The sequence below is a fragment of the Aeromonas sp. 96A genome (assembly GCF_051919165.1).
Lineage (GTDB): Bacteria > Pseudomonadota > Gammaproteobacteria > Enterobacterales > Aeromonadaceae > Aeromonas > Aeromonas veronii.
Genome location: NZ_JBQBFE010000001.1, coordinates 1,824,368 through 1,849,235 on the forward strand (window position 1 = coordinate 1,824,368; position 24,868 = coordinate 1,849,235).

The 24,868-nt window shown below is 52.9% G+C and carries 23 protein-coding genes, 1 tRNA gene, 2 pseudogenes and 1 other annotated feature; of the genes and pseudogenes, 8 read left to right on the forward strand and 18 right to left on the reverse strand.

From position 1 onward, the window contains the following. From phrB to ACTG2W_RS08215, 8 genes are all read right to left on the reverse strand, one after another. Nucleotides 1–1,422 (reverse strand): deoxyribodipyrimidine photo-lyase, encoded by a 1,422-nt coding sequence (gene phrB, locus ACTG2W_RS08180; protein ID WP_440016165.1) that lies wholly within the window; start codon nt 1,420–1,422, stop codon nt 1–3. Next, entirely contained in the window at nt 1,419–2,306 is an 888-nt protein-coding gene (locus tag ACTG2W_RS08185) for a MerR family transcriptional regulator (protein ID WP_128836352.1), read from the reverse strand. The genes phrB and ACTG2W_RS08185 overlap by 4 nt, the downstream gene beginning before the upstream one ends. 69 nt (nt 2,307–2,375) lie before the next feature. Continuing rightward, on the reverse strand, nt 2,376–3,323 hold the full coding sequence (locus ACTG2W_RS08190) for a YbgA family protein (protein ID WP_005343644.1): 948 nt from the start codon (nt 3,321–3,323) through the stop codon (nt 2,376–2,378). A gap of 180 nt (nt 3,324–3,503) precedes the next feature. After that, the gene (locus ACTG2W_RS08195; protein ID WP_106842339.1) at nt 3,504–4,145 is read right to left on the reverse strand and encodes an autotransporter; all 642 of its coding nucleotides are present in this window, start codon (nt 4,143–4,145) and stop codon (nt 3,504–3,506) included. Between the two features lie 189 nt (nt 4,146–4,334). Continuing rightward, nucleotides 4,335–4,907, reverse strand: coding sequence for a DUF3157 family protein (locus tag ACTG2W_RS08200; RefSeq protein ID WP_106842338.1), 573 nt, complete (start codon nt 4,905–4,907; stop codon nt 4,335–4,337). A 106-nt stretch (nt 4,908–5,013) separates the two neighbouring features. Continuing rightward, the gene (locus tag ACTG2W_RS08205; protein WP_108611964.1) at nt 5,014–5,850 is read right to left on the reverse strand and encodes a hypothetical protein; all 837 of its coding nucleotides are present in this window, start codon (nt 5,848–5,850) and stop codon (nt 5,014–5,016) included. A 79-nt stretch (nt 5,851–5,929) separates the two neighbouring features. Next, nucleotides 5,930–6,208, reverse strand: coding sequence for a DUF6482 family protein (locus ACTG2W_RS08210; protein ID WP_005338699.1), 279 nt, complete (start codon nt 6,206–6,208; stop codon nt 5,930–5,932). A gap of 18 nt (nt 6,209–6,226) precedes the next feature. After that, a complete protein-coding gene (locus tag ACTG2W_RS08215; protein ID WP_106842336.1) occupies nt 6,227–6,838 on the reverse strand; it encodes an HAD family hydrolase in 612 nt (203 codons plus the stop codon). 170 nt (nt 6,839–7,008) lie between these two features. Beyond that, nucleotides 7,009–7,130, forward strand: a sequence feature (Phe leader region). A gap of 38 nt (nt 7,131–7,168) precedes the next feature. Here ACTG2W_RS08215 and pheA point away from each other — a divergent pair. Further along, nucleotides 7,169–8,341 (forward strand): prephenate dehydratase, encoded by a 1,173-nt coding sequence (gene pheA, locus ACTG2W_RS08220; protein ID WP_005338715.1) that lies wholly within the window; start codon nt 7,169–7,171, stop codon nt 8,339–8,341. Between the two features lie 77 nt (nt 8,342–8,418). Here pheA and ACTG2W_RS08225 read toward each other — a convergent pair whose 3' ends face one another. After that, entirely contained in the window at nt 8,419–8,844 is a 426-nt protein-coding gene (locus ACTG2W_RS08225; RefSeq protein ID WP_005349622.1) for an LPP20 family lipoprotein, read from the reverse strand. A gap of 10 nt (nt 8,845–8,854) precedes the next feature. After that, nucleotides 8,855–9,475 (reverse strand): FlgO family outer membrane protein, encoded by a 621-nt coding sequence (locus ACTG2W_RS08230; RefSeq protein WP_106842335.1) that lies wholly within the window; start codon nt 9,473–9,475, stop codon nt 8,855–8,857. A gap of 206 nt (nt 9,476–9,681) precedes the next feature. Here ACTG2W_RS08230 and ACTG2W_RS08235 point away from each other — a divergent pair, with 206 nt between their 5' ends. From ACTG2W_RS08235 to ACTG2W_RS08245, 3 genes and pseudogenes are all read left to right on the forward strand, one after another. Further along, nucleotides 9,682–10,836: a flagellar assembly protein FlgT gene (locus ACTG2W_RS08235; protein ID WP_019446850.1), complete on the forward strand. Its 1,155-nt coding sequence runs from the start codon at nt 9,682–9,684 to the stop codon at nt 10,834–10,836. A 50-nt stretch (nt 10,837–10,886) separates the two neighbouring features. Further along, nucleotides 10,887–10,963: transfer RNA gene (locus ACTG2W_RS08240), tRNA-Arg, on the forward strand. 235 nt (nt 10,964–11,198) lie between these two features. Further along, nucleotides 11,199–11,533: pseudogene (locus tag ACTG2W_RS08245) on the forward strand (DUF932 domain-containing protein); the annotation flags it as partial. Between the two features lie 172 nt (nt 11,534–11,705). Here the strand turns inward: ACTG2W_RS08245 and ACTG2W_RS08250 are convergent. The 8 genes from ACTG2W_RS08250 to ACTG2W_RS08285 form a co-directional block, all read right to left on the reverse strand. Beyond that, entirely contained in the window at nt 11,706–12,578 is an 873-nt protein-coding gene (locus ACTG2W_RS08250; protein ID WP_245147405.1) for an ROK family protein, read from the reverse strand. Between the two features lie 75 nt (nt 12,579–12,653). Then, nucleotides 12,654–14,000, reverse strand: a complete 1,347-nt coding sequence (locus ACTG2W_RS08255; RefSeq protein WP_245147404.1) for a 6-phospho-beta-glucosidase — start codon at nt 13,998–14,000, stop codon at nt 12,654–12,656. A 279-nt stretch (nt 14,001–14,279) separates the two neighbouring features. Beyond that, nucleotides 14,280–15,590, reverse strand: coding sequence for a carbohydrate porin (locus ACTG2W_RS08260; protein ID WP_245147403.1), 1,311 nt, complete (start codon nt 15,588–15,590; stop codon nt 14,280–14,282). A 201-nt stretch (nt 15,591–15,791) separates the two neighbouring features. Then, on the reverse strand, nt 15,792–17,135 hold the full coding sequence (locus ACTG2W_RS08265) for a PTS sugar transporter subunit IIC (protein ID WP_245147402.1): 1,344 nt from the start codon (nt 17,133–17,135) through the stop codon (nt 15,792–15,794). After that, on the reverse strand, nt 17,135–18,544 hold the full coding sequence (locus ACTG2W_RS08270) for a glycoside hydrolase family 1 protein (RefSeq protein WP_224968539.1): 1,410 nt from the start codon (nt 18,542–18,544) through the stop codon (nt 17,135–17,137). The genes ACTG2W_RS08265 and ACTG2W_RS08270 overlap by 1 nt, the downstream gene beginning before the upstream one ends. Before the next feature lie 14 nt (nt 18,545–18,558). Next, the gene (gene chbA, locus ACTG2W_RS08275; RefSeq protein ID WP_224968541.1) at nt 18,559–18,927 is read right to left on the reverse strand and encodes a PTS N,N'-diacetylchitobiose transporter subunit IIA; all 369 of its coding nucleotides are present in this window, start codon (nt 18,925–18,927) and stop codon (nt 18,559–18,561) included. Nucleotides 18,928–19,113: 186 nt separating this feature from the next. Continuing rightward, nucleotides 19,114–19,434: a PTS sugar transporter subunit IIB gene (locus ACTG2W_RS08280; RefSeq protein ID WP_069529424.1), complete on the reverse strand. Its 321-nt coding sequence runs from the start codon at nt 19,432–19,434 to the stop codon at nt 19,114–19,116. 326 nt (nt 19,435–19,760) lie between these two features. Next, entirely contained in the window at nt 19,761–20,774 is a 1,014-nt protein-coding gene (locus ACTG2W_RS08285; protein ID WP_245147401.1) for a LacI family DNA-binding transcriptional regulator, read from the reverse strand. Nucleotides 20,775–21,133: 359 nt separating this feature from the next. Between ACTG2W_RS08285 and ACTG2W_RS08290 the strand changes: the two are divergent. From ACTG2W_RS08290 to ACTG2W_RS08305, 4 genes and pseudogenes are all read left to right on the forward strand, one after another. After that, nucleotides 21,134–21,193: pseudogene (locus tag ACTG2W_RS08290) on the forward strand (SEC-C metal-binding domain-containing protein); the annotation flags it as partial. A 648-nt stretch (nt 21,194–21,841) separates the two neighbouring features. Further along, nucleotides 21,842–22,792, forward strand: a complete 951-nt coding sequence (locus ACTG2W_RS08295) for a DUF932 domain-containing protein (RefSeq protein ID WP_245147400.1) — start codon at nt 21,842–21,844, stop codon at nt 22,790–22,792. 94 nt (nt 22,793–22,886) lie between these two features. Further along, complete coding sequence (locus tag ACTG2W_RS08300; protein ID WP_421308825.1) at nt 22,887–23,876, forward strand: YqaJ viral recombinase family nuclease; 990 nt, start codon at nt 22,887–22,889, stop codon at nt 23,874–23,876. After that, the gene (locus ACTG2W_RS08305) at nt 23,873–24,856 is read left to right on the forward strand and encodes a recombination directionality factor (RefSeq protein WP_440016166.1); all 984 of its coding nucleotides are present in this window, start codon (nt 23,873–23,875) and stop codon (nt 24,854–24,856) included. Before ACTG2W_RS08300 ends, ACTG2W_RS08305 begins: the two co-directional genes overlap by 4 nt. Nucleotides 24,857–24,868: the final 12 nt, after the last annotated feature.

The following is a 24,868-nucleotide window of genomic DNA, read 5'->3' on the forward strand; positions in this document are numbered from 1 at the left end:
CTATTTCTCCAGAGAGCGAAACATCTCGATGGCTCTCACCCGGGCAACGGCGTGATCCACCATGGGGGCCGGATAATCCTGTCGCCCCTTGAGTCGCAGCCAGTCGTGGGGCTGATGCACATAAGCGGCGGGAATATCGGCAAGTTCAGTTACCCAGGTACGGATAAACTCCCCTTGTGGATCAAATCGTTGCCCCTGAGTGGTGGGGTTGAAGATCCGAAAGTAGGGGGCGGCATCGGCACCGGTGCCTGCAGCCCACTGCCAGCCACCGTTGTTGGCTGCCAGATCCCCGTCGATCAGTCGACTCATGAAGTAATCCTCCCCGAGCCGCCAGTGGATATGGAGATCCTTGGTGAGAAAGCTCGCCACTATCATCCGCAGCCGGTTGTGCATCCAGCCGGTGGCGTTGAGACAGCGCATCGCTGCATCAACGATGGGGTAGCCGGTACGGCCCTCGCACCAGGCGGCGAAGGCATCCGGGTCCCAGCTCCACGGCAAGGCTGCCGTCTCTGGTTTGAAGGGGCGATTCATGGAGAGAGTCGGGATCAGCAGCAGCAGGTGGCGATAGAACTCGCGCCAGATGAGCTCATTGAGCCAGACAAAGCCGGGCTGGTCCTTGGACTGGGGCCGGTAGCCAAGGCGCTGCTGGAGCGCCGCCACACACTGGCGCGGGCTGATGATGCCCGCAGCCAGATAGGGGGAGAGCACGGACGTGCCCGCGATGGCTGGAAAATCACGCTGTTCGCCATAGTCAACCACGGCACGCTCCAGAAAAATGTTCAAACGGCGCAGAGCTTCTGCCTCCCCCACTGGCCAGCGGGGATCCGCCGTCAGCTCGCCGAGAGCCTCATCAACCCACGCACGTTCGGCCAGCGGCTGCCACGGCAACGGCTCGCCACGGCGCGCAGGAGCGCAATGAATAACAAACCCCTCCTCATCCAGCGCCTTGAGCCAGGCACGGCTGAAGGGGGTGAAGACTTTGAACATCTCCCCCGACCCGGTCAGCACACGCCCCGGCGGCAACACGCAGCAGCCGTTGAACCAGTGACAGCTCACCGCCTGCTCTGCCAGTGCGGCAGTGACAGTGTGGTCACGACGCAGCTCATCGATCTCGATGGCTTGATTGGCGTAGAGCTGGGTTACGCCCAGCTCGCGGCAAAGATCTGCCAGCGCTGCTGGCACCTCGGCAAAAGTCTCTACTCGCAGCAGATGGAGCGGGATGCCAAGGGCCCCCAGCTCGCGGCCCAATTCATCTACCTGCGCCAACATAAAGCGCTGACGGATGGGGGCCATGTTGTGCTGCCGCCACTGGGTGGGAGAGATGATAAAGAGCGCGGCGACCGGTTCATCACCGCCGCAGGCATGCCGCAGCGCGGGGTTGTCAGCAAGGCGTAGATCGTGGCGAAACCAGACCAGCTTCATGACTTTTTCCTCCCGCGTCCGCTGGCGCCAGCCGCAGCAGGTGCGTTCGCCATCAGCTCGGCAAGGCTCGCCTGCCAGCCATGCGCTTTAAGCCACTCATCATCGTAGAGACGACCTAGTTCGCCAAACAGGCGCGTGCCTGCGGGCCACCCGGCGGCCAGCTCCTGTTTGCCAAGCCCAGCCCCCAGCAATACCAGCCAGGGGGTAACGGCACGCCCCTCCAGCAAGCTGGCATGGCGGGGCTCGACCGCTCCCAGCAGTTGCACCTCATAACCCTGACCGATCAACTCGTAAGCGGCCCAGACCAGATCGAGGGGGCCGACTTGCCCCCAGCTCGCCAGCGTGATCGGCACGCCCTTCTCCTGCTCGATCAGGTGGCGGGCGAAGCGGGTATGGAGCCAACCCAGCCACACCTGTTGCAGCAACTCGCCATCGGGCCGCTCGCGCCACAGCCCCAGCAGCCGCTCCACCAGCGGTTGCAGTACCCGGCTGCGCACCAGCTCGAACGGGTAGCTCGCCAGCAGGTCGTTGAGCTCAGCCTCCGCCTTGCGCTGGTTGAAGGCGAGCAGCGCCTGACTGAACTGCTCCAGGGTTTGCTGCCAGTGATCGCTCACCGGCTGGGCCTGGGGTTCGCTCAGGAGCCCCTTCACCTGTCCGATGCTCACCCCCCGCTCCAGCCAGCTCAGGATCTCGCCGATCTGGCGAATGTCCTGCTCGCTGTAGAGGCGGTGGCCCTTCTCGGTGCGGGCCGGCTGCACCAGCCCGTAGCGACGCTGCCAGGCGCGCAGGGTCACGGCGTTGACGCCGGTGAGACGGGAGACCTCGCGAATGGGGTAGATCCCCTCATCAGCCAGAGGAGCAACTTCTTGCGGTAAATCAGACATGACAACGTCCATCAAACAGAGGTGTAAAGCGCCCCGGCGCAAACCATGCGCCGGGGCAACAGAACGGATTCAGAGCCCGTAACGCAATTTGAGCGTATCGGGGTGCGGATTGAGATAAACCTGCTCGGCGAGATAGGGATTGGGGTACTCGCGCAGGTAGTGGCGGATCAGGGTGAGCGGCACCAGCAAGGGGAATATGCCGGTGCGGTACTTGTCGATGGTATCGGCAAGCTCCTGCTTCTGGGCCGGGGTCAGCACACGCTTGAAGTAGCCCTGCAGGTGCATCAGCACATTGGTGTGGCTGCGACGGTTGGCCCGCAGGGTCAGCGCCGTCATCAATCCCTTGATGTAGTTGTCGGCCACCTCCTGCAAATTGGTGGACTTGCCCAGATTGCCGAGCAGCTTGCCGAGCGCCCTGTAGTGGGTGGTAGCATGGGAGAGCACCAGATACTTGTAGCGGGAGTGGAAGCGGATTAGCGCAGAGGCGGTAATGCCGCGGGCGCAGAGCTGCTGCCAGTCGTGGTAGGCGAAGACCCGCAGCACGAAGTTCTCCCGCAGGATGGGGTCGCACAGGCGGCCATCCTCTTCAACCGGCAGCAGGGGGTTGGCCTCCATCAACGCCTTGGCAAAGAGGCCGATCCCCTCCTTGGCGCTCCCCTCGTTGTTGGCGCCATAGACCTTGACCCGCTCCATACCGCAGCTGGGTGATTTGGCACAGAGGATATAACCGGAGATGAAGTCGAGCTGGCGTGCCTTCTGCTCGCTGAAGGCAATCAGCTTTTCGGTGACATCGAAACTACCGTTGCTCGCCTCGGCACGGATCTCGCCGTTGCGCTTGACCAGCCGGATGGCGGCGCGAGGCGCCCCCAGGCCAATGGCCATCTCGGGACAGACGGGGTGATAGTCAAAGTGAGCGCCAAGATCCCGTTCGCAGAAGCTGGAGCGCTTGTGGCCCCCATCGAAACGTACCTCTTGTCCCAGCAGGCAGGCACTGATACCGACTTTAATCTTGTACATGATGACGCTCCTTGCATAAGTATTGATTCAGTTATAGCAGTTATACAAAAAAATGAAAGTTGTATAACTATTTGCGACTGATACGACACAAGGAGAAAAAGAGGATCACCGGAAAAAGAAAAAACCCATGGCGAACGCCATGGGTAAAAATCAAGACACTACGGACTACGGGAAGGAAAATTAGAAGCTGTACTTCACACCCAGGCTGGAGATGGAACCTTTTTGCAGATCCCAGTTGCGATAGGTGTAATCGGCAGTCAGCGCCCAGTTCTGGTTGAGCTTGTAGGCACCGCCCACCTTGAAGTCGTGCATATCGTCGGTCATGTTGGCGTAGCGGTAGGCCGTGGAGAGCTCGACATTGCCGATGTCGTAGCGCAGACCCACTTCACCGTACATGCTGCCGCTATCCTTGCGAGCGACCGCATCCCAACCCTTACCGGCAACATTATTCGCCAGCTCACGCTCCAGGGTGTAGCCCATCACACCGGTTTCACCATAGAGATTGAGACCAGTGCTGAGCGGGGTAAAGAGACCCATACCAATGCTGGAAATGGACATGCTGTCATTGCCATCGTTGCGGGAGGTATATTCGGTCCCGGCACGACCGTAGAAGTTGGAACTAAAGCTCTTGGAGAGATCCAGGCTCAGACCGCCAAAATCACGGGTTCCTTTGCTGTCATTGCTGAAGGTACCGTTGAGATAGTCGGATTTGGTGTGCGCCCAGGTGGCGGAACCCTTGGCGTAGCTGAAGGCATCCTGCGCCATGACGGAAGTAGAGGCAAACCCGGCCAGAACCAGAAGAGAGACAGTTGCTTTTTTCATGATGATAACTCCATGTGATTGGGCCCGTTGCTAGCGAGCTGGTATGGAGTCATTTTGCGATCAGGTTTCCAACTTGCCGAGCTGCAAGCTGTTGCAGAACCATGTCAGATGTAAGCAGATATTGCAGGGGGTGTCAGCGGCAACAAGTTGCCGGCCCACACGGTTTGCATGGGCCGGCACAACGCCAAATCAGCGGAAGACCACCTCGTCAATTTCAACCCGCACCAGCGGCTGACCGGTCAATCCGGCTGGACGGGGGATCTCGAGGGCCAGCGAAGGACGGGCTTGCCCCTTGCGCAGATAGGTCTCCGGCAGACGATTCTCGGCAACCCAGAAGCGGGCCTCCTGACGGCTCAGCTGCACCCCGTCAGCACTGAACAGGGTCACCATGCCACGTACCCCGACCACATTGCGGGTGCCGGTATTGCTCACCATAAAGGTCAGCACCAGCGGGTCAGATCCCTCGATCTTGTCCAGCTTGACCACCACACCGTCACGCGCCATCTGGGCAAGCAGGTCCGGATTGGCCTTGGCCTGATCGGTCAGCACCGGAGCAGCGACGGCCACCACGGCCCCAGCCTTCCCATCAGCAGCCATGCCCTGTACGGACTCGGCCGGTTTAACCACCAGATACTCCCAGGTGAAGTCGTCGTTGAGCTGAACCTGCCGACCATCGGGCAACGTCACCTGAGAAAGAGGGGCAGCCTGCGCCAATACGGGGGAGAGGCACAGGGCAATCAGCAGACGGGAGAAGGGTTTCATAGGGCAAAGCTCGGTAACGGGTGAAAGGGCAACAGTATAAACAGTCCCGTCGCCCCTTGCCTATGACAGCACTCACGTTCTGGCACCCGCATCGCTTGCCCGCAGGCTAGATGGCGAGATCGTGCCGCTCTTTCTGTGCCATATCCAGTGTCACCAGATCGAACTTGCTCCCCTTGAGGGCGGACAAAATATCCGATTGCATATCAAAGGCCTGCGCACGCTGATGCTCGGGCAGACGCACCCGGGCCAGGGTGGTGGAGCAGTCGCACAGGGTATGGAAAAAGACCTGTGCCTCGTCCAGCCCCATGTCGGCCAGCATCTGCTCAGCCTGATCCACCATTCGCAGATAACGCTGCTCAAGCTGCCGTGGATTGGTGAAGCGATTGCTGAGGCAACCGTTGCTCCCCTTGCCCCAACGACCGAGCTGACGCTTGTTGAAGCCGTAACGATAATCGCGACGCATCAATCCGTTTTCGGCAAAAAACCAGATTGAGTTGGCAGGCAGAGACCCGAACTGGGCAAGATAATCATCACGCTCCTCCACCGCTGCCGGAACCAGCAACGGCAGATGAGTCCATTCCGGACGAGTCTGCACATACTCACCAATGCGGCGAACCGGGTCGATCAGCCCTTCAATATTTGGCAGGCGATCGCAAAAGACGATCTCGTCACTCTTGATGACCCAGTGATCGATGCCATAACGCTGGCAATAACGGCGGGCTCGGGCCACTTCACTGCGACTGCGGGTCGGATTATCGAGGGTAATTGCATGGATTTTCACACCGGCAGCGCGGCACAGCTCGATGCTGTAGCAGGATTCCAACCGTCCCGAAAAAGAGACAACCAGCTCGTCAAAACTTGCCAGTCGCTCAATCAGCAGCTGTTCCCTGGCTTGAAAAGAGTGATCATATCCCTGATTCAGTACAACTACATTGGCCCCCATTAAACAGCTCCGGATGATGAACAGGTGCAGTATTGTGCGGCAAACAAACTGAATAGACCCTTAAAGAGTCTGGTTAAAATTAAAACTTGATGATTATTTCCTGTGATTCTGCTGCTAAATCTTCATTTTGGGCGTCATAAATTCGTAATCTTGCTTGGTGAACCCGATGGGCTCGCAAGAAACCCTGCGCCTGATCCAGCGAGGTGAAGGTCAAGCGCCCTCCCTCGCTGTCGGTCAGGCAGAGGCACTCCCCTTCTGCCTCAACACAGAGCTGATAACCGCTACCATCCTTGCAGGCGATGATCAGGGTCGCCTCGGGATAGTGACTGAGCCAATTGCGAAACCGGCCATGCTCCATAGTGCTCCTAGAGGGGCATCACCCCCTGCCGGTGGCGGGCAAACAGCCCAGCTCACCCAGTTGCTGACGACAACTCGCCGCGTCGGTAAAGACGATCCCCCTGATACCGAGGGCCTCGGCGGCCGCGATGTTGGCGGGACTGTCATCGATGAAGATGCACTCTGCCGGTTTCAGATCGAACGACACCAGCAGATAGCGATAGATATCCGGCTCCGGCTTCATCATCCGCACCCGCGCCGACACCACCTTGCCGCTAAAGAAGCGCCAGAAATCCTGATGCTGCTCCAGCCAGTCGATGCTGGCATGACCCATGTTGGAGAGGGCATACAAGGTGTGCCCCGCCCCGTGCAGCTCGGCTATCAGGGTTAGCATAGCGGGATCTGGCAGCAGGGAGGCGGGAACTGCCTGTAAAATGGCCAGATTCTCCGCCGCCGAGAGGCCGGTGCGCGCTTGCGCTTCCCGGGCCATGGTGTGGAGCGACATGGTGCCTCTGTCCACCTCCAGCCAATCCGGGTGGTTAAAAAGCAGCTCGGCCAACTGTTCAGCCCCTTGCGGGCCACGCACCGAACGCACTATGCCTACCGGATCCCAGCTCACCACCACCCGTCCCAGATCGAAAATAATCGCCATCGTCTTTACCTCCCCCACTGGGTTTCAGTCATAAAAACAGAGTCAATAGAACATCGCTAATACGCCATTTTCTTAACCGGATACCCTGCCCCCATCCCCGCCCGCGGGCAAGTTTTACTTGCATCAGACCGGCAAATCCCTTAATGGTTATGACGTTACTTCAAGGACACACCTATGCACGCACCATTCTTCTTTGCTTTCTCGTTTATCCGGCCCGCTTGAGGGAAGGCCTGTCGTCGTGTGAACAAAAAGCAAAGACGAATCGAGCCTCCCCTAGCGGAGGCTTTTTTTTGCATTAATATCAATCGATTACTTGGATAGGGAACAATCATGGCAACGCTCGATGAGATCAGACAAGACATCACCCGGTTGGATCAGGAGCTGCTTGCCCTGCTGGCGAAACGCAAGACCCTCAGCATCGAGGTCGCCCGTGCCAAGCAAGCCAACCCGCGCCCCATTCGTGACCACCAGCGGGAGCAGGAGCTGCTGGTCGCCCTGATCCAGAAAGGGCGCGTGCTGGGGCTGGATGCCCAGTACATCACCCGCATCTACCACACCATCATCGAAGACTCTGTGCTCTCCCAGCAGGCCTATCTGCAGAGCCTGCTCAACCCGGAGCAGCAGGAGCCGATGACCAGCGTCGCCTATCTGGGGCCACGCGGTTCCTACTCCAGCCTGGCCGCCCGCAAATATCTGGCGCGCTACAAGGATCAGGTGATCGAGGTGAACTGCCAGAATTTTCGCGAAGTGCTGGATGCGGTGGAGTCAGGCCGCGCCGCCTTCGGCGTGCTGCCCATCGAGAACACCAGCTCTGGCTCCATCAACGAAGTCTATGACGTGATGCAGCACACCAGCCTCTCCATCGTCGGCGAGCTAACCTACCCCATCGAGCACTGCATCCTCACCGCCGTCCCGACCGAGCTTGGCCGCATCAAGACCTTCTATGCCCACCCGCAGGTGTTCCAGCAGTGCTCCCACTATCTGAGCAAGCTGGAAGGGGCGCGCCACGAGATCTGTGACTCCTCCTCCAGTGCCATGATGAAGGTGAAAGAACTGGCAAGCCCGGAGGCCGCCGCCATCGGCAGCGCCGCCGGTGGCGAGCTCTATGGCTTGGATGTGCTGGCCGAGCAGCTCGCCAACCAGAAAGAGAACTACAGCCGTTTTATCGTGGTAGCGCGCAAGCCCATCGACGTGGCGCCGCAGATCCCGGCCAAGACCACCCTCATCATGTCCACCTCCCAGAAGCCGGGTTCGCTGGTCGAGGCGTTGCTGGTACTGCGCAGCCACGAGATCAACATGACCAAGCTCGAATCCCGTCCGGTGCAGGGCAACCCGTGGGAAGAGATGTTCTATCTGGATGTCTCCGCCAACCTGCAGACCCCGGCGATGCAGGCCGCACTGGTGGAGCTGACCAAGATCACCCGCTATATCAAGGTGCTTGGCTGCTACCCGAGCGAGGATGTGAAACCCACCGCAGTGCCGCCGGTGCTGATGGGGAGCTAACCAGCCTACAACGACAAAAGGCGAGCACCCTGCTCGCCTTTTATTTTGATGCCGGTTTTCACGGCAAGCCCATCAACTCAGAACTGACCGGCCATCAGCTGGTTGATGTTGTAGAGGGCACGGGTATCGAGCTCCATCTCGGTGGCATAGGTATTGCCGCGCGGATAAGAGGCAACGACCCGGGCACCACGCACCACACCGGCGACCGACACATCGAGCGAGTTGGAGGTCTGGGTCAAGTCACGATAGCTGCTCTGGCCGCGGACCTGCTGACCATTGAGCTGCTCGGCCAGCTCGCGATAAGCATCCATCTTTGAAGCGCGAATGGCTTGCAGCATCTTCTCCGACTGGGAGGGGCCAGGCTGGATGTCGATCACCGCATAGCCCACCGCCTTGAGCACAGGAAAATCATCGGGCTTGCCACCCTGGGTGTAATCCACCACCCGGTTGTAGCTGCAACCGGTGAGCAAGAGTGCCAACAGGCAACCAAACAGGATCTTCATGACTCGCTCCTCACGGGGTCAGGTTGACCAGATGACCGCCCGGCCGGGCCTGACTGTCACGCATCAGATAACCGCGATTGATCGATGCCCGACCAAACGAGTTGTTGGCACCGAACAGATATTTTTGCGGGATCAGGCTCTGGGCCGTGGTCTCCACCATCTTGGTGCGCATGTCGATAACGCGGGCGTTGACCAGGATCCCCTTGCTGTTGCGGCTGAAGGTGCCAACCAGAATGCGGGAGATCGGCAAACGGGAGGAGAGCTCCTTGTAGTTTCGGCTCAGCACGAAGTCCCCCTGCGGCGTCACCTTGATGCTACCGGTCAGCTTGAAGTCCACCACCACCTCGCCGCGACGGTTGAGCTCGTAGATAAAGCTCTCCTCAATCTGCTGCCCCATCCAGTTGGTATCCTGCAGGGTATCGAGATCGACGAAAGAGGCCACCGCGATGGGTTCGGTCAGGGTGGTCAGCGATTTGCGCTCCATCAGCTGGTCGGTCATACGCGCCACCAGCCAGTTGAGCTCCATCCCCTGCGCCGCCTGGCGGGGGTCACCCTGATCCCGATTGATAGGGTCGGAGCCGCACCCGGTTAATGCCAGGGCGAACGCCAACGCCGTGATGAGTTTGTTCATGGATACCTTTCCTGTATCTGCACCTGACTTATTATCGGACGCGCCGGACAAAGCTTGAGCCGGGAATGAGGCATGATTCTTGCTTTTTAATGGTCATCGTCAGCGCCAACGTGCGCTGCCACTTGGAACGTGTTGTGATCCATGTCGGTCAGCAGGCGCCATTTCCTCAACATGGCTCGGCTGCCCGCCAACTCAAGGTATCTGCTATGAAATTACCGCTGCTGTTGACCCTGCTGCTGGCCAGCCTGAGCGCCCGAGCCGAGCTTATCGAAGCGCAGGGCAGCGCCGCCATTCTGGGGGGCGATGAGGTCTATGCCCGCGAGCAGGCGACCCGCGACGCCCTACGTCAAGCCTTGCTAGCCAGCGGCGCGGCCGTTTCCAGCGTGCAGCGTCTGGAAAATGGCAGCCTGCGATCCGAGCAGATCCAGATCCGCTCCGGCGGCGACATTCGCCAGTACCGGCTCAAGCGGGAAGAGGTGCGCAACGGCCGCATGTATATCACCCTAGTGGCCGACATTCAGGCCGAGCGCCAGATCTGCCAGACCCAGCACTTCGCCAAGGATTTGACACTGGTCAGGCTGCGGATGCGTTATCCGGACCAAGCCAGCTACGGCGCCATGGACGACATGCCGGAGAACCTCTCGCGACGACTGTTCGAGACTCTCGCCAACGCGCCGCAAGGGGTCGCGGTGCGCCAGTGGCTGGATGAAAACCTGCGCATCGATCCGCTGCATCTGCAACAGGGGGATCGCAGCGCTCTGGAAGAGATCAAGGCGCTCAGCCTGCGTACCGACAGCCAATATCTGGTGCTCGGCAGCATCGACGATCTCTCCATAGAGCCGCAGGGCAACCAGCTGACCAGCTGGTATGAGGATCCGGTGCGCAACTTTCGCATGCAGCTCTACCTGTTCGACGGCATCAACGGCAGTCTGGTCAACCGCAAGGTCTACGAAGGGCGCGCCACCTGGACCTTTGGCAAGCGGGAGCAAGTGGGCAGCAGCAGCGGCCAGTTCTGGCAGTCAAGTTATGGCCAGGAGGTCAACTACCAGTTGCAACAGGCGGCTCAGGACCTGGTAGCCCAGCTCACCTGTGCCCCGGTCACCGCAAGAGTGGTCGGCCAGAACGAACGCGGCCCCTACATCAATCTGGGACGGCGCAACGGCGTCAAGCTTGGCGATCAGTTCCGCATCCAGCACAACGCCGACTTTATCGACCCCTACGGCAAGTCGCGCATGATGCGCAACCCGGCCGACGGCCTGTTCGAGGTGGTACAGGTATTCGATGATGGCGCCATCATCAGCAGCCAGAACAAATATTCGCCGTTTAACATCCAGAACGGGGATTTGGCAGTATTGGAATAAGAATCAAGGGTTTAAAAGGGAGTTGCTTCTTGTATAATGCCCGCCGCACAGCTCCCGTAGCTCAGCAGGATAGAGCGGTCCCCTCCTAAGGGACAGGCCACTGGTTCGACTCCAGTCGGGAGCGCCATATAAAACAAGGGGTTGGCATCATCACGATGCCAACCCCTTGGTCGTTTTTGGCCCCGTACCCCTCTCCGTACCCCTCCAATGCAGTTCATTGCACAACACCATCATGCTGTAACGCCCCTTGAAACAATGAGAGCGCGGTGGCAAATGAATCCCATTCAATAATCTCTCAAACCTACATCACCTCCATGAGTTAGCAGGCTGAATGCCTGCATTTCACTATTCCTGGAGGAGATATGGCTCACCTGATTGACACCATGGCCTACACTGGCCAAACCCCTTGGCATGGCCTTGGCAATGTTTTGCCCCCACAACAATCCCTCGATATCTGGCTACAGGCAGCCGGGATGGATTGGACCATCGAGCAAAGCGACGTGATGTTTAACGTCGCCTCCGATGCACTGCATATCCGTCCCTACAGCGATAGCAAGTGCTGTATCGCTCCGATACCCTCACCCCTCTGTCGGTGGTCTCAAGCCGCTACAACGTGGTACAGCCTCACGAGGTGCTGCACTTCTATCAAGACCTAGTGGAAGCCGGTGGCTTTGAGCTGGAGAAAGCAGGTGAACTGAACTGCATAGCAGCTTGAGGAAAGGCTTCTCCTTTTCATACTTATTCAACAACGCCTATCTTATCGTGAACATTTACCTTTGCATATGCCAAGCAACCTCAATCTAATTGAATTTTCAGCTACTAAACCATAGGGAATAAAAATATACCCTACAAATTTAGGTTATAAAAAACTAATCTTTAAGTAGCATGTTATATACTGCGCCAATTAGATTAGCATCATTTCGATGATGGCATGCAACAACCTCAAACTCCATGTTCCCACCACGACTCAATAATATTTTCAATTGATTATTAATGCCCTCAATAACTTTAGGTTGGCAGCTAATTCCACCACCGACCAAGATGAGATCCGGATCTATTGCGTGCTTGATGTTATAAATGCCCAATGCATTGATAAAGCAAAATTCATCAAGTAAAGAAATCATCAATGGATTCCCATTTGCTACCAAGGCAAAAAAAGCCTCGCCATCAATAGTATCAACTCCCAGCGCCCATGCCGCTTTGCGCAATAAGATTCGTGTTGAGCCAAGATCACTCCAGTTGGTCCGACTAAATGGATCCATAATCCAGTAGCCAAACTCACCACCATGCTGAGTCGCGCCACTCACTAAATGATCATTGACCACCACGCCACCACCCACGCCGGTGCCAATCACAACACAGGCATATGATTTAACGTCCTTCGCTGCACCAATCCAACCTTCCGATAGCACGGCACAGTTAGCATCATTGGCCATTCCAACGGGCAAACCAAAGACCTCTGAGAACTTAGCCTTAATATTAAATCCATGGATATATCTCAGTGCTGTAATACCGCCAATAAAACCAGAAACTTCATTAACTGCTCCAGGAATACTTAGCGCGATAGCAACCGGTGAATATTTGTGTTGATAGGTCGACAAGACCATCTTCATTGCATCTAGTAACCCATGAAAATTATCAGGGGTCGGGAATGAACCCTTTTCATAAATAACTCCAGCATCATCTATTACACCATATTTAACGGCGGTACCGCCGATATCAAAAGAGATATAATTAGACATGATCGTCCCCTATAAAAATAACAACTGGTTGCCGTTCTCGCAGCAACCAGCTAATGCTAAGTGAGATTGGCAGTCTTATTCCAGTTCAGAAATAGTCTCAGCAAATTGTGGCAAATGTTTTTTGTGTGCCAATAGCAACTCGGTTGCCACCTTTCTTGCATCATCATCAGAATGTACCAGCGGATTGATATTCATGGCAACCAGCAAATCATTGAGGCTACCACTCACTGCTGCATTGGCTGCAGCAATTTCAAATGCTTTGATGCCATGGATTAAACCTAGTACTTTTTCGTCAAACTGACTAAAACGTGGATCAGGTTTAGCACCATCACGACCGACCCGGCAGGTCATCTCGACTGTCCAGTCAGCTGGGATGTTTTTGATCTGACCATGATGGGGGACAATCACATAGTGTTCGCTGTGACTGTCATTATAAATGGCGCTGATCACTTCACAGGCTGCATCTGAATAATATGCGCCACCACGCATTTCAAGTTCTTTTGGCTTATAATTTAGATTAGGGTCTTGATACAGCTTGAACAAGTCTTTTTCTACCCGTTGCACTACCTGTGCCCTGGTTTCACCTTTGTAATACTCGCCCATCTCAATACTTAGCATTTCATTTTCTTTAAAGTAATAACGATGATAGGGACAAGGTAATAACCGTAATCCGCGCAAAAAATCAGCCTCAAAGGGAATGCTAAATATGTTTTTTACTGAAGCGGATTCCTTTTGTGCGCCATCGATTACATATTCAAATAGCTCATTAAAACGGGATTCACCATTAACAAAAGCATCTTTTATAAAAACGAAGTGATTCAACCCGAACAGCTCAAGAGATAATTCATCAGCATCTGTTAACTGTAGCGATTTTTGCACAAACATTTTCATGCCAATGGGGACATTGCATACCCCAATGAATTTTTGGAAATTGGTATGACGGGCGACAGCTTCAGTGACCATCCCAGCCGGATTAGTGAAGTTAATAATCCATGCGTCTGGGCAAATTTCTTCAACATCCTTGATTATATCAAAAATGATCGGAATGGTTCGTAGCCCCTTAAATAAACCACCCGCGCCGTTTGTTTCCTGACCAAGCAAACCATGGCTTAATGGAATGCGCTCATCTTTTTCTCGAGCTTTGAGCAGACCGACTCGTAACTGAGTGGTGACAAAATCTGCACCAGTCAAGGCCTCACGGCGATTGAGAGTCTTATGAAGGGTAATCGGCAAGCCTGACTTGGCAATCATTCGTTGGCACAGATCAAATATTATATTCTGTTTTTTTTCACCGTCAGGAATATCGACCAACCAGAGCTCACCAATAGGGAGTTCTGCATACCTTTTAATGAATCCCTCAACCAGCTCAGGAGTATAGCTACTGCCACCACCAATGGTGACTACTTTGAGTTTTTTATTCATAAAAATACCGTTAATCCTTCACGCTGCTCTTGCAGCATATTTTAAATAAAGATGCCGCTTACATTTTTCCATCTAATTGAGAACAAATATGCTTTTGATAAGTTCATCATGAAGTTTTTGATGGAACCTAAACATTATTTATTGTAACGGCAGTATGGCATCAAAGGCATGTCACTATTTACGCCACCTCGACTACTATATGTGGGTACAAAGGGTAAGCACACCTGTAATGCGAAAAGCATGACGGCCTTATGGCCGTCATGAAACACGAGCATCACTTTACCACCATGCTTCAAACATGGCGCCGAAGGTCACTGTGTCATCATCAGATGTTGTCAACACACCTTTGTCATCACGACCGGTATATTCATTATCTGCATTCCCGACGGTGGCGTAGAAGCGTAACATCGGGCGAGACCAGGTTTCCCCACCGATAGCGATATTTTGTGATAGAGTAGTTTTCCAAGAGGTGTTAGTCGCATCGATATCATCATAATCAACGATGCTATAACCACCCTCTAACCAGGTAGAATGTACATCGTTCCATTGGTAAGTCGGGCGCAGGATAAAGCTGTAGTTTTTGCGGCTCTCGTCACTCTTGTCTAAATCAAGTTTTTGATAAGAGGTCAAATATTGAATTTTTGCCCGCTCAGTCAAGGGGATGGCACCATCTAGGCTGAACAGCAAGGCATCTTGATTGTCAGCCAAATCGAACACACTGTTTAGCGCATTGTGTGAATAACGAATAACAAACTTTTGGCCCGCCCATACCGCTTCACTTGCTAACTGATAAGCAGAGTTTGCTAGATCTTTTTTGTCATCTTCAGTCAATTTTTCGGATGTAGTGCCGTAGTTTGCATAAAGGCTAAGATCCACGTCACCCAGCTTGATACCATGTAGTTTACTGGTCAGCGCGTAACGACCGTTGTCTTCTACCATGTCATCATTAACTTGTCCGACACCGGCAAAATCAAATTTGATCCCACCTAAGGTCAAATTTTTGAAACCGGCACCTTGGCTATCATGAGTCATCCAGAAATAGTCATTCAGATCGGTCTGAGGTCTCTGATGAAAATCTCGGCCAGCCCACAGATACAGGTCTGGTTGCGACTCAAAAACATTAGCCACACCGGCGTACATTTTCTTGACGTTGACACCACCGTCGTCGGCCCAGGAACCTTCAGACCAATGATCCAGCATCAAGACTAAATCCCAGATGGCACCACTGTCGTTTTTAAAGGCTTTGGCAAGCTGAAACTCACCACCATTACCTTCATTGCCCAAGCGACCCGTAGCATTACCACTCAAGCTACCAAAGCTGCTCACCCGCTCTTTATCAGAGTTTTGATAATGTGCGCCATAACGGGCATAACCAGAAAATACAAGTCCATCCGGCACTTTTGTCTCACTGGTCAATGTTGCTGGCTGCTGGTCATCTTTATATTTAGTTTCTGTGTTGACCTTGGTTTCCAACTCCTGAAGGCGAAGTTTCAGCGCTTCAATATCATCGTTGCTATTCGCAAAAACAGACGCGGAGCTCATTACCGCAGCCACAGCTGCGGCGGTATATAGTAAGCTAAATTTTTTCATTATAACTCCATGTTAATTTACTTAGTATTTCTGTGAATGAAAAAACAACAGGTAAAGTATTGCCATTCAATCCATGAAATGAGCTGAATAGAACTGTATGAAAATATCAATATCTGTACTGGTTGGGATGTTTTTTAATTCAATATTTGTTTCTGCTTATAGCAGGGTGTTTTTCAACATCAACACCCTGCCATCATATCGTCACAGTTGCAGTGACAAAGCATCATCTTCTTCAAACGTCTCTTTTGACACATCTTCATTTTTGCAGGCGATATTGTCCTGCGCTTTCATAAATGGGTAATACACAAAGATAGTCATCAAGAATACTGATACTTGCAACAACGCGGCCTTCCAACCACCCACAATGAAGCCACTGATTATCATCGGAGTGGTCCAAGGAACGGTAATCGCAGTGAACGGCTCGACCAGGCCTGCAGAGATGGAAAAATAAACCATCAGTACAGAAATAATCGGTGCGCACAAGAACGGGATCAACATCAGTGGGTTAAATACGATGGGGAAAGCAAAGATCACCGGCTCGTTAATATTGAACAACCCTGGCATGATCGCTATTTTACCCAAATCTTTATATTGCGTGGACTTTGCAAACATCAACATACATACAACCAAACCAAGGGTCAGGCCTGCACCACCAAACGTTACATATTGATCGATGAACTGGTTAGTAACAATCTTGGCGTTTTCCCCGGCAATCAACTGCTCTCCTTTGATGAGCAATTCTTGGTTTTGCAGCGCGTTCGCCGTCACGATCGGCCCCATGATCCCCATTACAATGGCGGAGCCATGCACACCACACCACCACAATAAAGAAATCAGCAGGGCAACAACGATGACACCCCCCAGAGAGTCAGACAAACCTTGCAATGGTATCTGCAGCAGATCGTACAACACCACGACCACTGTCTTGTCGAACGCGAACTTAAAGAAAATCCAGGTGAAGCAGGCTGTCAGGATGATCAAGGCCCCCGGGATCAGGGCGGTAAACGCATTAGCAACCCCCTGCGGCACACCATCCGGCATCTTGATGGTCAGGTTCTTCTTCATGCACCAGCTATAAATCCAACCTACAGTGATGCCGACAAAGATGGCCACGATCATTCCCTTACCGCCCATATAGGCTTTAGGAATCACCCCACCCAAGGTGGCACCATCCGCAGCCAGAATGAAGTTATCGTTGAGGATCAGCATGGTTACGATTGCAAAAATGCCTGCACTAACCCCCTGATAGCCTTCATTTTGAACCCAGCTATAAGCGATACCGAACACACCGATGAGTGCCAGAATATCAAAGGTGGCACCTACTACTTGCCACAATGGCCCCTGCCAATTGTCACCAAAGATACTGGCCATCAATTCGCCATACCCAGGGACAGGAATAAATGCCAGCAGCAGGAAGACCGAACCAATAATGGTCAACGGCATGGTGTAAAGAAAGCCATCCTTGATTGCCTTGACCGGCTTGGAGTTAACAAACCCCATGACATAGGGCATCACAACTTGTATTTTTTGGTTAAAATTACTCATTAGAGATCTTCCCCACGATTTTTAATCACCGAACTAAACCAGTGGAAAGACATTTTTTTCTTTCGCTGATAGTTATTTTTGTGATCGACATAAATAAAGCCATACTGTTTTTTATATCCATTGAGCCAGCTCAACAGGTCAATAACAGACCAAGCAAAGTATCCTTTGACGTTCACACCATCACTGATTGCTTGTTTCAGCGCAGTTAAATGCTCGCTGATATATTTGATGCGTGGGACATCACAAATTTCATCTTCCACAATCGGATCTTCATCACCAAGACCATTCTCAGTAATGTAAATCTTGACTTGACCATAACGATCTTTGAGCATGTTCAAACCAGCTACAAAGCCCTCTGGCGAAATCTCCCAATTCCATTTGGTATAACGTTTATCATCCATCTTCACGGTGCGGAAGAAACCATCGAAACTTGGATTTCCCGGTGCACCAGTTGAGTTTTCACGGGTAGCTTCACGCTGCTCTAGAGAACCTTTGATCAATTCAACCCGACTCGGCTGATAATAATTGAGCCCCATAAAGTCATTCAAACTAGCAGCCAACTTGATAGTTTCTAACTCTTCTGCTGTCTGCTCTGGATGGAAGCCGCTGACTTTCAGTGCGTCCATGACATAAGCTGGATACTCACCCTTCAAAATCGGGTCGAAGTAGAGATGGGTCGCATACGCATTAGCATGATATGCCGCTTTTTGGCTATCTTCACTATCATCAACGCCAAAAGCTGGACTAAATACGTTACTGATACCAATTTCACCATATAGATTCATGGATTTATATAGCAGTACCACCTTGGCATGAGCATAAAAAACATTGTGAACAGCCTGGAAGTACTTCTTCGGATCATTCTTGATTCCTGGTGGGTGAGCGCCAGCCATATAACCTAGAGAACAAAATACAATCGTCTCATTGATGGTGATGAAGTGTTTTACACGATCACCAAAGGCTTCGAAGCACACTCTTGCATAGTTAACAAATGCATCGACGGTACGCTGGCTCAACCATCCCCCCTCTTTTTCTAGGGGCAGTGGCAGATCCCAGTGATAAAGTGTGATAAATGGCACAATGCCATATTTCAGACACTCGTCGATTAAGTTGTTGTAAAATTCAATCCCTTTTGGATTAATCTCGCCATCACCATTTGGGAAAATACGAGCCCATGAAATGGAGAAGCGATAGGACTCCAGACCCATCTCAGCCATCAAGGCAACATCTTCTTTATAGCGATGATAGTGGTCAACCGCGATATCACCATTGGTGCCTTCGAAGGTTTTCCCCGGGATCTTGGTAAATTCATCCCAGTTAGTCATGCCTTTGCCATCTTCATTCCAGGCACCTTCTACTTGGTAAGATGCGCTGGCTGCGCCCATAAGAAAGTCATGTGCAAACTTCATTGATAATGCTCCGCTTAATTGGAAGTTTTCTTGTGAAGATCGATCAACTCTTTGATCAACTCACGGGCCAACATCGATGTCATCAGGTGATCTTGGGCATGGACCATGATGAGTGTCATTGGGGTCTTACCCTCTCCCATATCAGCTTCAATCAACTGTGTCTGCACCAAATGGGCGGCATTCGCTGCGTGACGAGCCTCTTCCATTTTCGCATCGGCCTGAGCAAAATCCCCTTGCTTTGCAAATGCCAAGGCTTTGTAAGAACAGCTACGAGCTTCACCAGAATTGATAATGATGCCCATTACCTGCTCTTCAAGATCCATTTGCTGAACCTCTGAACCGTCTTCTTTTATATTGTCTAGGTTTAGATCGTCGAAATTCATAGGTGCCTCTGATTATTTAAATATAAATAAAATTTGTTAAATAATTGCCAGGTTAGTTTATAGAAATTATCCTTGTCACCTTAATAAAAACGGTGGCGTGCACCAATGAACGCCACCTAATTATATTTGGCAGGTTCATTGATAAAATAATTTGGTATGGCTTTGTTGAAGCCTAAGTACTATAGGTTAGGCTGGCTTGGCTGCTTTTTTAATTTCAGCTATAGCAACTTTCAATACGCTTAGACCATCTACACGGCCATACATACCAGTGTCAATCACCGCTACTGGCTTATGAGGGAAACGCGCTGAGATATCTTGACACATATAACCGACCTGAGGGCCCAGTAGAATAACGTCAGCTTCGATACCTTTTTCATTGGATTGAGATTCAGGAAAAGCTTCAATATCAACCGGCACAGAATGTTTGGCGGCTTGCTCACGCATTTTATTGACTAGTAAAGATGTAGACATGCCTGCGGCACAAAACAGATAGATTTTTTTATTCATTACATAGTCCTCAACATACTTAAGTTAGAATGTGGTGTTTAATCACCTTGATGATGACTATAAAGAAAAATGGAACCGGTTACAGAAACCGGTTCCATTTTTGTGCTGCAACTCACAAGAAATAACAGTTCACTGCATTCGTAGAACGTGTCAGAAGCTAGGCAAAAGTTCGCCTGAGGGCCTAGTATTATTGGCTTTAGCGCCGAAAGACTCCGGTCTACTGCGGCCATAGATAAGCGAGGGATCGAGCGGACTCATGTGAGGTTTTTTAGACATTGGAGGCACACACAAGGACCCGATAGGGTCTTTGTGTGGTATGATTCAAATCACGATGAAGTGATGCAAGTCATCCCGGATGACCTGATCTTTAATTCCCCCCGAAACACTTTAGACTCGAAAGGTACTTCTTGCCCATCCATCAACTTGAGTGCTATCGCCATGGCATGATGAACCATCTCAGTGAGCGGGAACCGATAAGTGGTCAACGGTGGCGATAGATAGGCCGAGATCTCTTCATCGTCGATACTGGCGATGGACATGTCGTTAGGTAGCAATAGCCCTGCCTCGCGAAATGCCTGCATCGCCCCGAATGCAATCGAGTCACTCGCGGCAAAGAGGGCACTACATCCACCCCCTTTTGTGAGATATTGCTTTGCCGCACGATAACCCTCCGCGATGTTAAAGCTGCTGCATTGGTACCAGTGTTCTTGATACTCAATACCCCATTCCAATAACATCTTCCGATATGTGCCCATACGAGCAATGCCTGTTGGCGTGATCGCTGGTGGACCAAAATAGGCAATCCTAGTGTGGCCTAGGGAGAGCAGGTGACTCACTGCTTGTTTGGTGGCGTGTTCATTATCAAAGTAAATCGAATAACCACAATGGGAAGGTAGTGAGCGTCCAATAAAGATGATTGGCAGCCCAATTTCTTGCTGAATGGACAACATATCAATTTCAGTCATATGCCGGGTATACACAATCAACACGCTGCAGCGACGATCTACCAGTGAATAAATAGCCTGCTTTTCTCGTTCTGGTTCATTATGGCCATCGGTCACAATCAACTGCTTATTTGTTTGGTCTGCAACCAAGGCTGCATTCTTTAATAAATGCCCAAAGTGAGCACCGTCAAAATCCGATACAACCAAACCAATACTATTGCCACTCTTATTTGCTAACGCCTGTGCTACCAAATTAGGACGAAAGTTGAGTTGTTGCATGGCAGCATGAATCACTTTTCGGGTTGACTCTTTAACCGGACCTGTTTCATTAATGGCGCGTGATACGGTTGCCTTGGAAAATCCAGTAATTCTGCAGATGTCATTAATAGTTGCCATCAGAGTGTACGTTCCTGTCAATTCGATTAGTATGAATTATCAATGGAGTCAGCATATCAATTTTTTGGCATATATAATATTTTGTTTAGCGTCCAGCCCAACACTGGATGATTTTTGAACGGAAACGCACTATGACCCGCAGCTCAACATGCCGAGCAGCTAGTGCCTTGCGATTTGGTGTGGGGGGCAGGATCAACCAGAATAGCACAATACGAGTCCCGCCTTACTGTCATTGGCATTGCTCTGCCATGCTTATGATAGCAAGAGGCCCAAGCCCACTTTGAAGCCAGTATCCTATATGCTTATTTTATTGCGTAACTTTGTGAACCCATGTAGAGCCAACAACCTGAGATTAGCTCCGTCAAAATCCGTGCCCCTGTGGTAGCGGCAAGCAGTACAAACAGTGTTGTTTACACTGACCAACAAAATAGATAGCAAGAGACAATGGAGCTACCGTTTATCAGCAATACCTCCCACCGCCCACTTTTACGTAGTCCGACAGCGCGAAGTCGTCCCGCGTTGCTTAACCTAGCAACAGCACGTTCCACCGTGTTGTGTATTTCCCAACTTGCTCCGCGACTTGTTTATAAGCATCAGAGTTGGGTCTTCTGCCAACACAACCAACAAGATCTGCTCTGGCGTTTTCACCCGCATTTCTACCGGATTTTTAACCCGCGTTTTTCCTGCGATGCGGGTTGAGTGATGATCGCCTGGGTTAAGGCAACAGCAGATGGTGTTTGAGGTGTAACTCAAAGCGGCCTGATTTCTGAGCGGGTGTTGCACTTCAGAGTTGAATTCGTCGTAGAGTTCCTGTCGCAATTTGATCTCCGCCTATAGTACATAATGGTTCAACTCCAGCCTGTATCACCATATAAAACAATGTGTTGGCATCTTCACTGAGCCAACACATTGGTCGTTTTTGGCCTGGGGTACCACAGCACACATCCAATAGCTAGAAACCAGGGATGCAAATAAGTCTTATTCGAATTGATTTCAGATATATATTATCTCCATGAACCTACCTAAGGGACTGCTCTGTGCAGTCCCTTTTTCATTGGAGATTTCTCATGGCTCACCTGATCGATACGATGGCCTACACCGGCCAAACCCCTTGGCATGGCCTTGGCAATGTCTTGCCCCCGCAACAATCTCTCGATATCTGGCTGCAGGCAGCCGGGATGGATTGGACCATCGAGCAGAGCGACGTGATGTTTAACGTCGCCTCCGATGCACTGCATATCCGTCCCTACAGCGATAGCAAGGTGCTGTATCGCTCCGATACCCTCACCCCTCTGTCGGTGGTCTCAAGCCGCTACAACGTGGTACAGCCTCACGAGGTGCTGCACTTCTATCAAGACCTAGTGGAAGCCGGTGGCTTTGAGCTAGAAACCGCAGGCTCGCTCAAAGGTGGCCGCAAACTGTGGGCACTGGCTAAGACCGGCCAGGATCTAAAACTCAAAGGTAATGACTTGGTAAAATCCTATCTGCTGCTGGCAACCAGCTGCGACGGCACGCTCTGCACCACGGCGCAGTTCACCTCGCTGCGGGTGGTCTGCAATAACACCCTGCAGATGGCACTGCGTGGCGCTACCGGCGCCATCAAGGTACCCCACTCCACTCAGTTCGATGCGGCGACCGTCAAAGAGTCGCTCGGACTGGGGCTCTCCCATTGGGATGAGTTCAAAGTCCAGACTAAGGAATTGGCACAACGGCCCGTCGCCCCCGAAGAGGCGCTGCGCTTTTTCAGCGACTTGCTGGCGCAACCGCTCGATGAGGAGAACATCATCCTCACCAAGCCGGTACAACGGCTGCATGAGCTCTATCAGGGCGCGGGTATGGGCTCAGAGCTTGCCAGCTCCCGCAATACCGCCTGGGGGCTGGTCAATGCGGTAACAGAATACGTTGATCACCACCGCCGCGCTCGCAGCCAAGACCACCGGCTCGATTCCGCCTGGTTTGGTCAGGGCGCCCAACTCAAATCCCAAGCCCTGAATCAGGCACTCACTCTGCTGCAGTAATTCCGCTTCCCCATTCAAACCGCATAACGACCTCACCCGGACTGGCACAAGCCAATCCGGGCGTAGCCATTTATGCCGTCAACAAGGAATAGTCATGAAAGCAAAAGCCAAATACGGCCAAGCCCTGCGGCTGGCCTCCACTACTCAATTAACCCGCGAGCAGTGGCTCGCTATCCGCAAACTCGGCATTGGATCCTCCGATGCCGCCGTGGCAGTGGGGCTATCCCCCTACAAATGCCCGCTCAGCCTGTGGTTAGAGAAGACTGGCCGCAAGGAGCCAGAGGATATCTCCCACAAGGAAGCGGTGCTGTGGGGCATAGAGCTGGAGCCGGTGTTGGCGCAGGTCTATGCCAAACGCACAGGCTATAAGGTGCGCCGGGTCAATGCGGTACTGCAACACCCCGAGCAACCCTTCATGCTCGCCAACCTCGACCGGGAGGTAGTCGGCCATCCCGATGGGCCGGGCATTCTGGAGATCAAGACCGCCAGCTATCACAGCGCGCCCCAGTGGGAGGAAGGGGTGCCGGTGGCTTACCAGTGTCAGGTACTCCATCAGCTGGCCGTCACCGGCCATTCCTGGGCTGAGGTGGCAGTACTGATCGGCGGCCAGGATTTTCGGATTTACCGCATCGAGCGCGATGAGGTGAAGATTCAGGATCTCACCGAGCGGGAAGCGCAGTTCTGGCAGATGGTACAACAAGACCAGCAGCCTGAACCTGACGGCTCCAGTGATGCAGCCAATGCCCTGAGCTGGCTGTTTCCGCGTGACGATGGCCAGACGGTGGATCTCTCCGATTCTCCCGAGTTCAACCAGCTGTTTGGGGAGCTACTGCGATTGCGTCAGCAAAAGGAAGCTGTCGAGCTACAGGAGTCACAACTCAAGCAGCGGCTGCAAGCCACCTTGGGTGAAGCGACAGCCGGGCTGTTTGCCGATGGCAAGATCACCTGGAAGCGCAGTAAAGACCGGCTAGCACCGGATCTGGATAAGCTCGGTCAGGATCATCCCGACCTGCTCACCCGTTACGTCAAACCGGTACCCGGCGTGCGCCGTTTCACCATTCAACCCTTGAGGCAAACACCATGATCAAAGGACTGGCGATCACCCCGCCCGTGATTGGGCGGATCTGCATCGGCAAGCTGGTGCAAAAACAGGATAAGTGGGTACCGGAGAAGGACGACAGCTTCACCCTCACCACCCAGATACAGCAAAAGGGGGGATGGTTGCTCCATCCTCTGCATCAACACTACTCATCACAGAAAAGTGGCCAAGGGCAGGAGCAAACCAAGATCCGCGCCATTCCGGTGCGGGTGCTGTTCAACGACAGCGACTTGAATTTGCGGGCGGAATACAGCGCCTTTGACCGGCAAACTGGCAGGCCGCTCTGTATCGGGAATGGGGAGGTGGCTAGACGTGTGGGCGCGCAAGGCATGGAGGAGGTCAGCTGCCCTGGACCAGAGCGCTGCGCCTTTGCCGTGCAACAGGGCTGCAAGCTGTACGGGCGACTGAACCTGTTTGTGGAGGGGCAAGGGGATGAGCTGGGCAGCTTTATCTTCCGCACCACCGGCTACAACTCGGTACGCACCCTGGCGGCGCGACTGAAGTACCTGGAGGCAGTGAGCGGGGGCCATACCCGCTATCTGCCGCTCACCCTGCGGTTGCGAGCCAAGAGCACCACCCAGTCGTACCGCACACCGGTGTACTACGTGGATTTAACCTTGCGGGAAGAAACCAACCTGACCGAGGCAGTCAGACAGGCACAGGAGGCCGCCCAGCGAGACCAAGAGGCGGGGCTCGCTATCGACCAGATGGAGCAGGCCGCTCGTGACTTGCTGCGTAACGGCCAGTTTGAAGATATCGATGAAGAGGTGCCGATGCTGCTGGAGGAGTTCTATCCCGAAGCCAACAGCGACGAAACGGCAAATGGAAACACAGGGGCAATGGCGACTGCCTCGCTTAACCCACCACAAAGCCAAGCGACCAGAACGCCGCAGAGACCACAACCAAGAAGGAGCCCACTAACCAACAAATTGGGGAAAGGGACTCCATCCCCTTCCCCCGGTTAACTGCTGATGTCC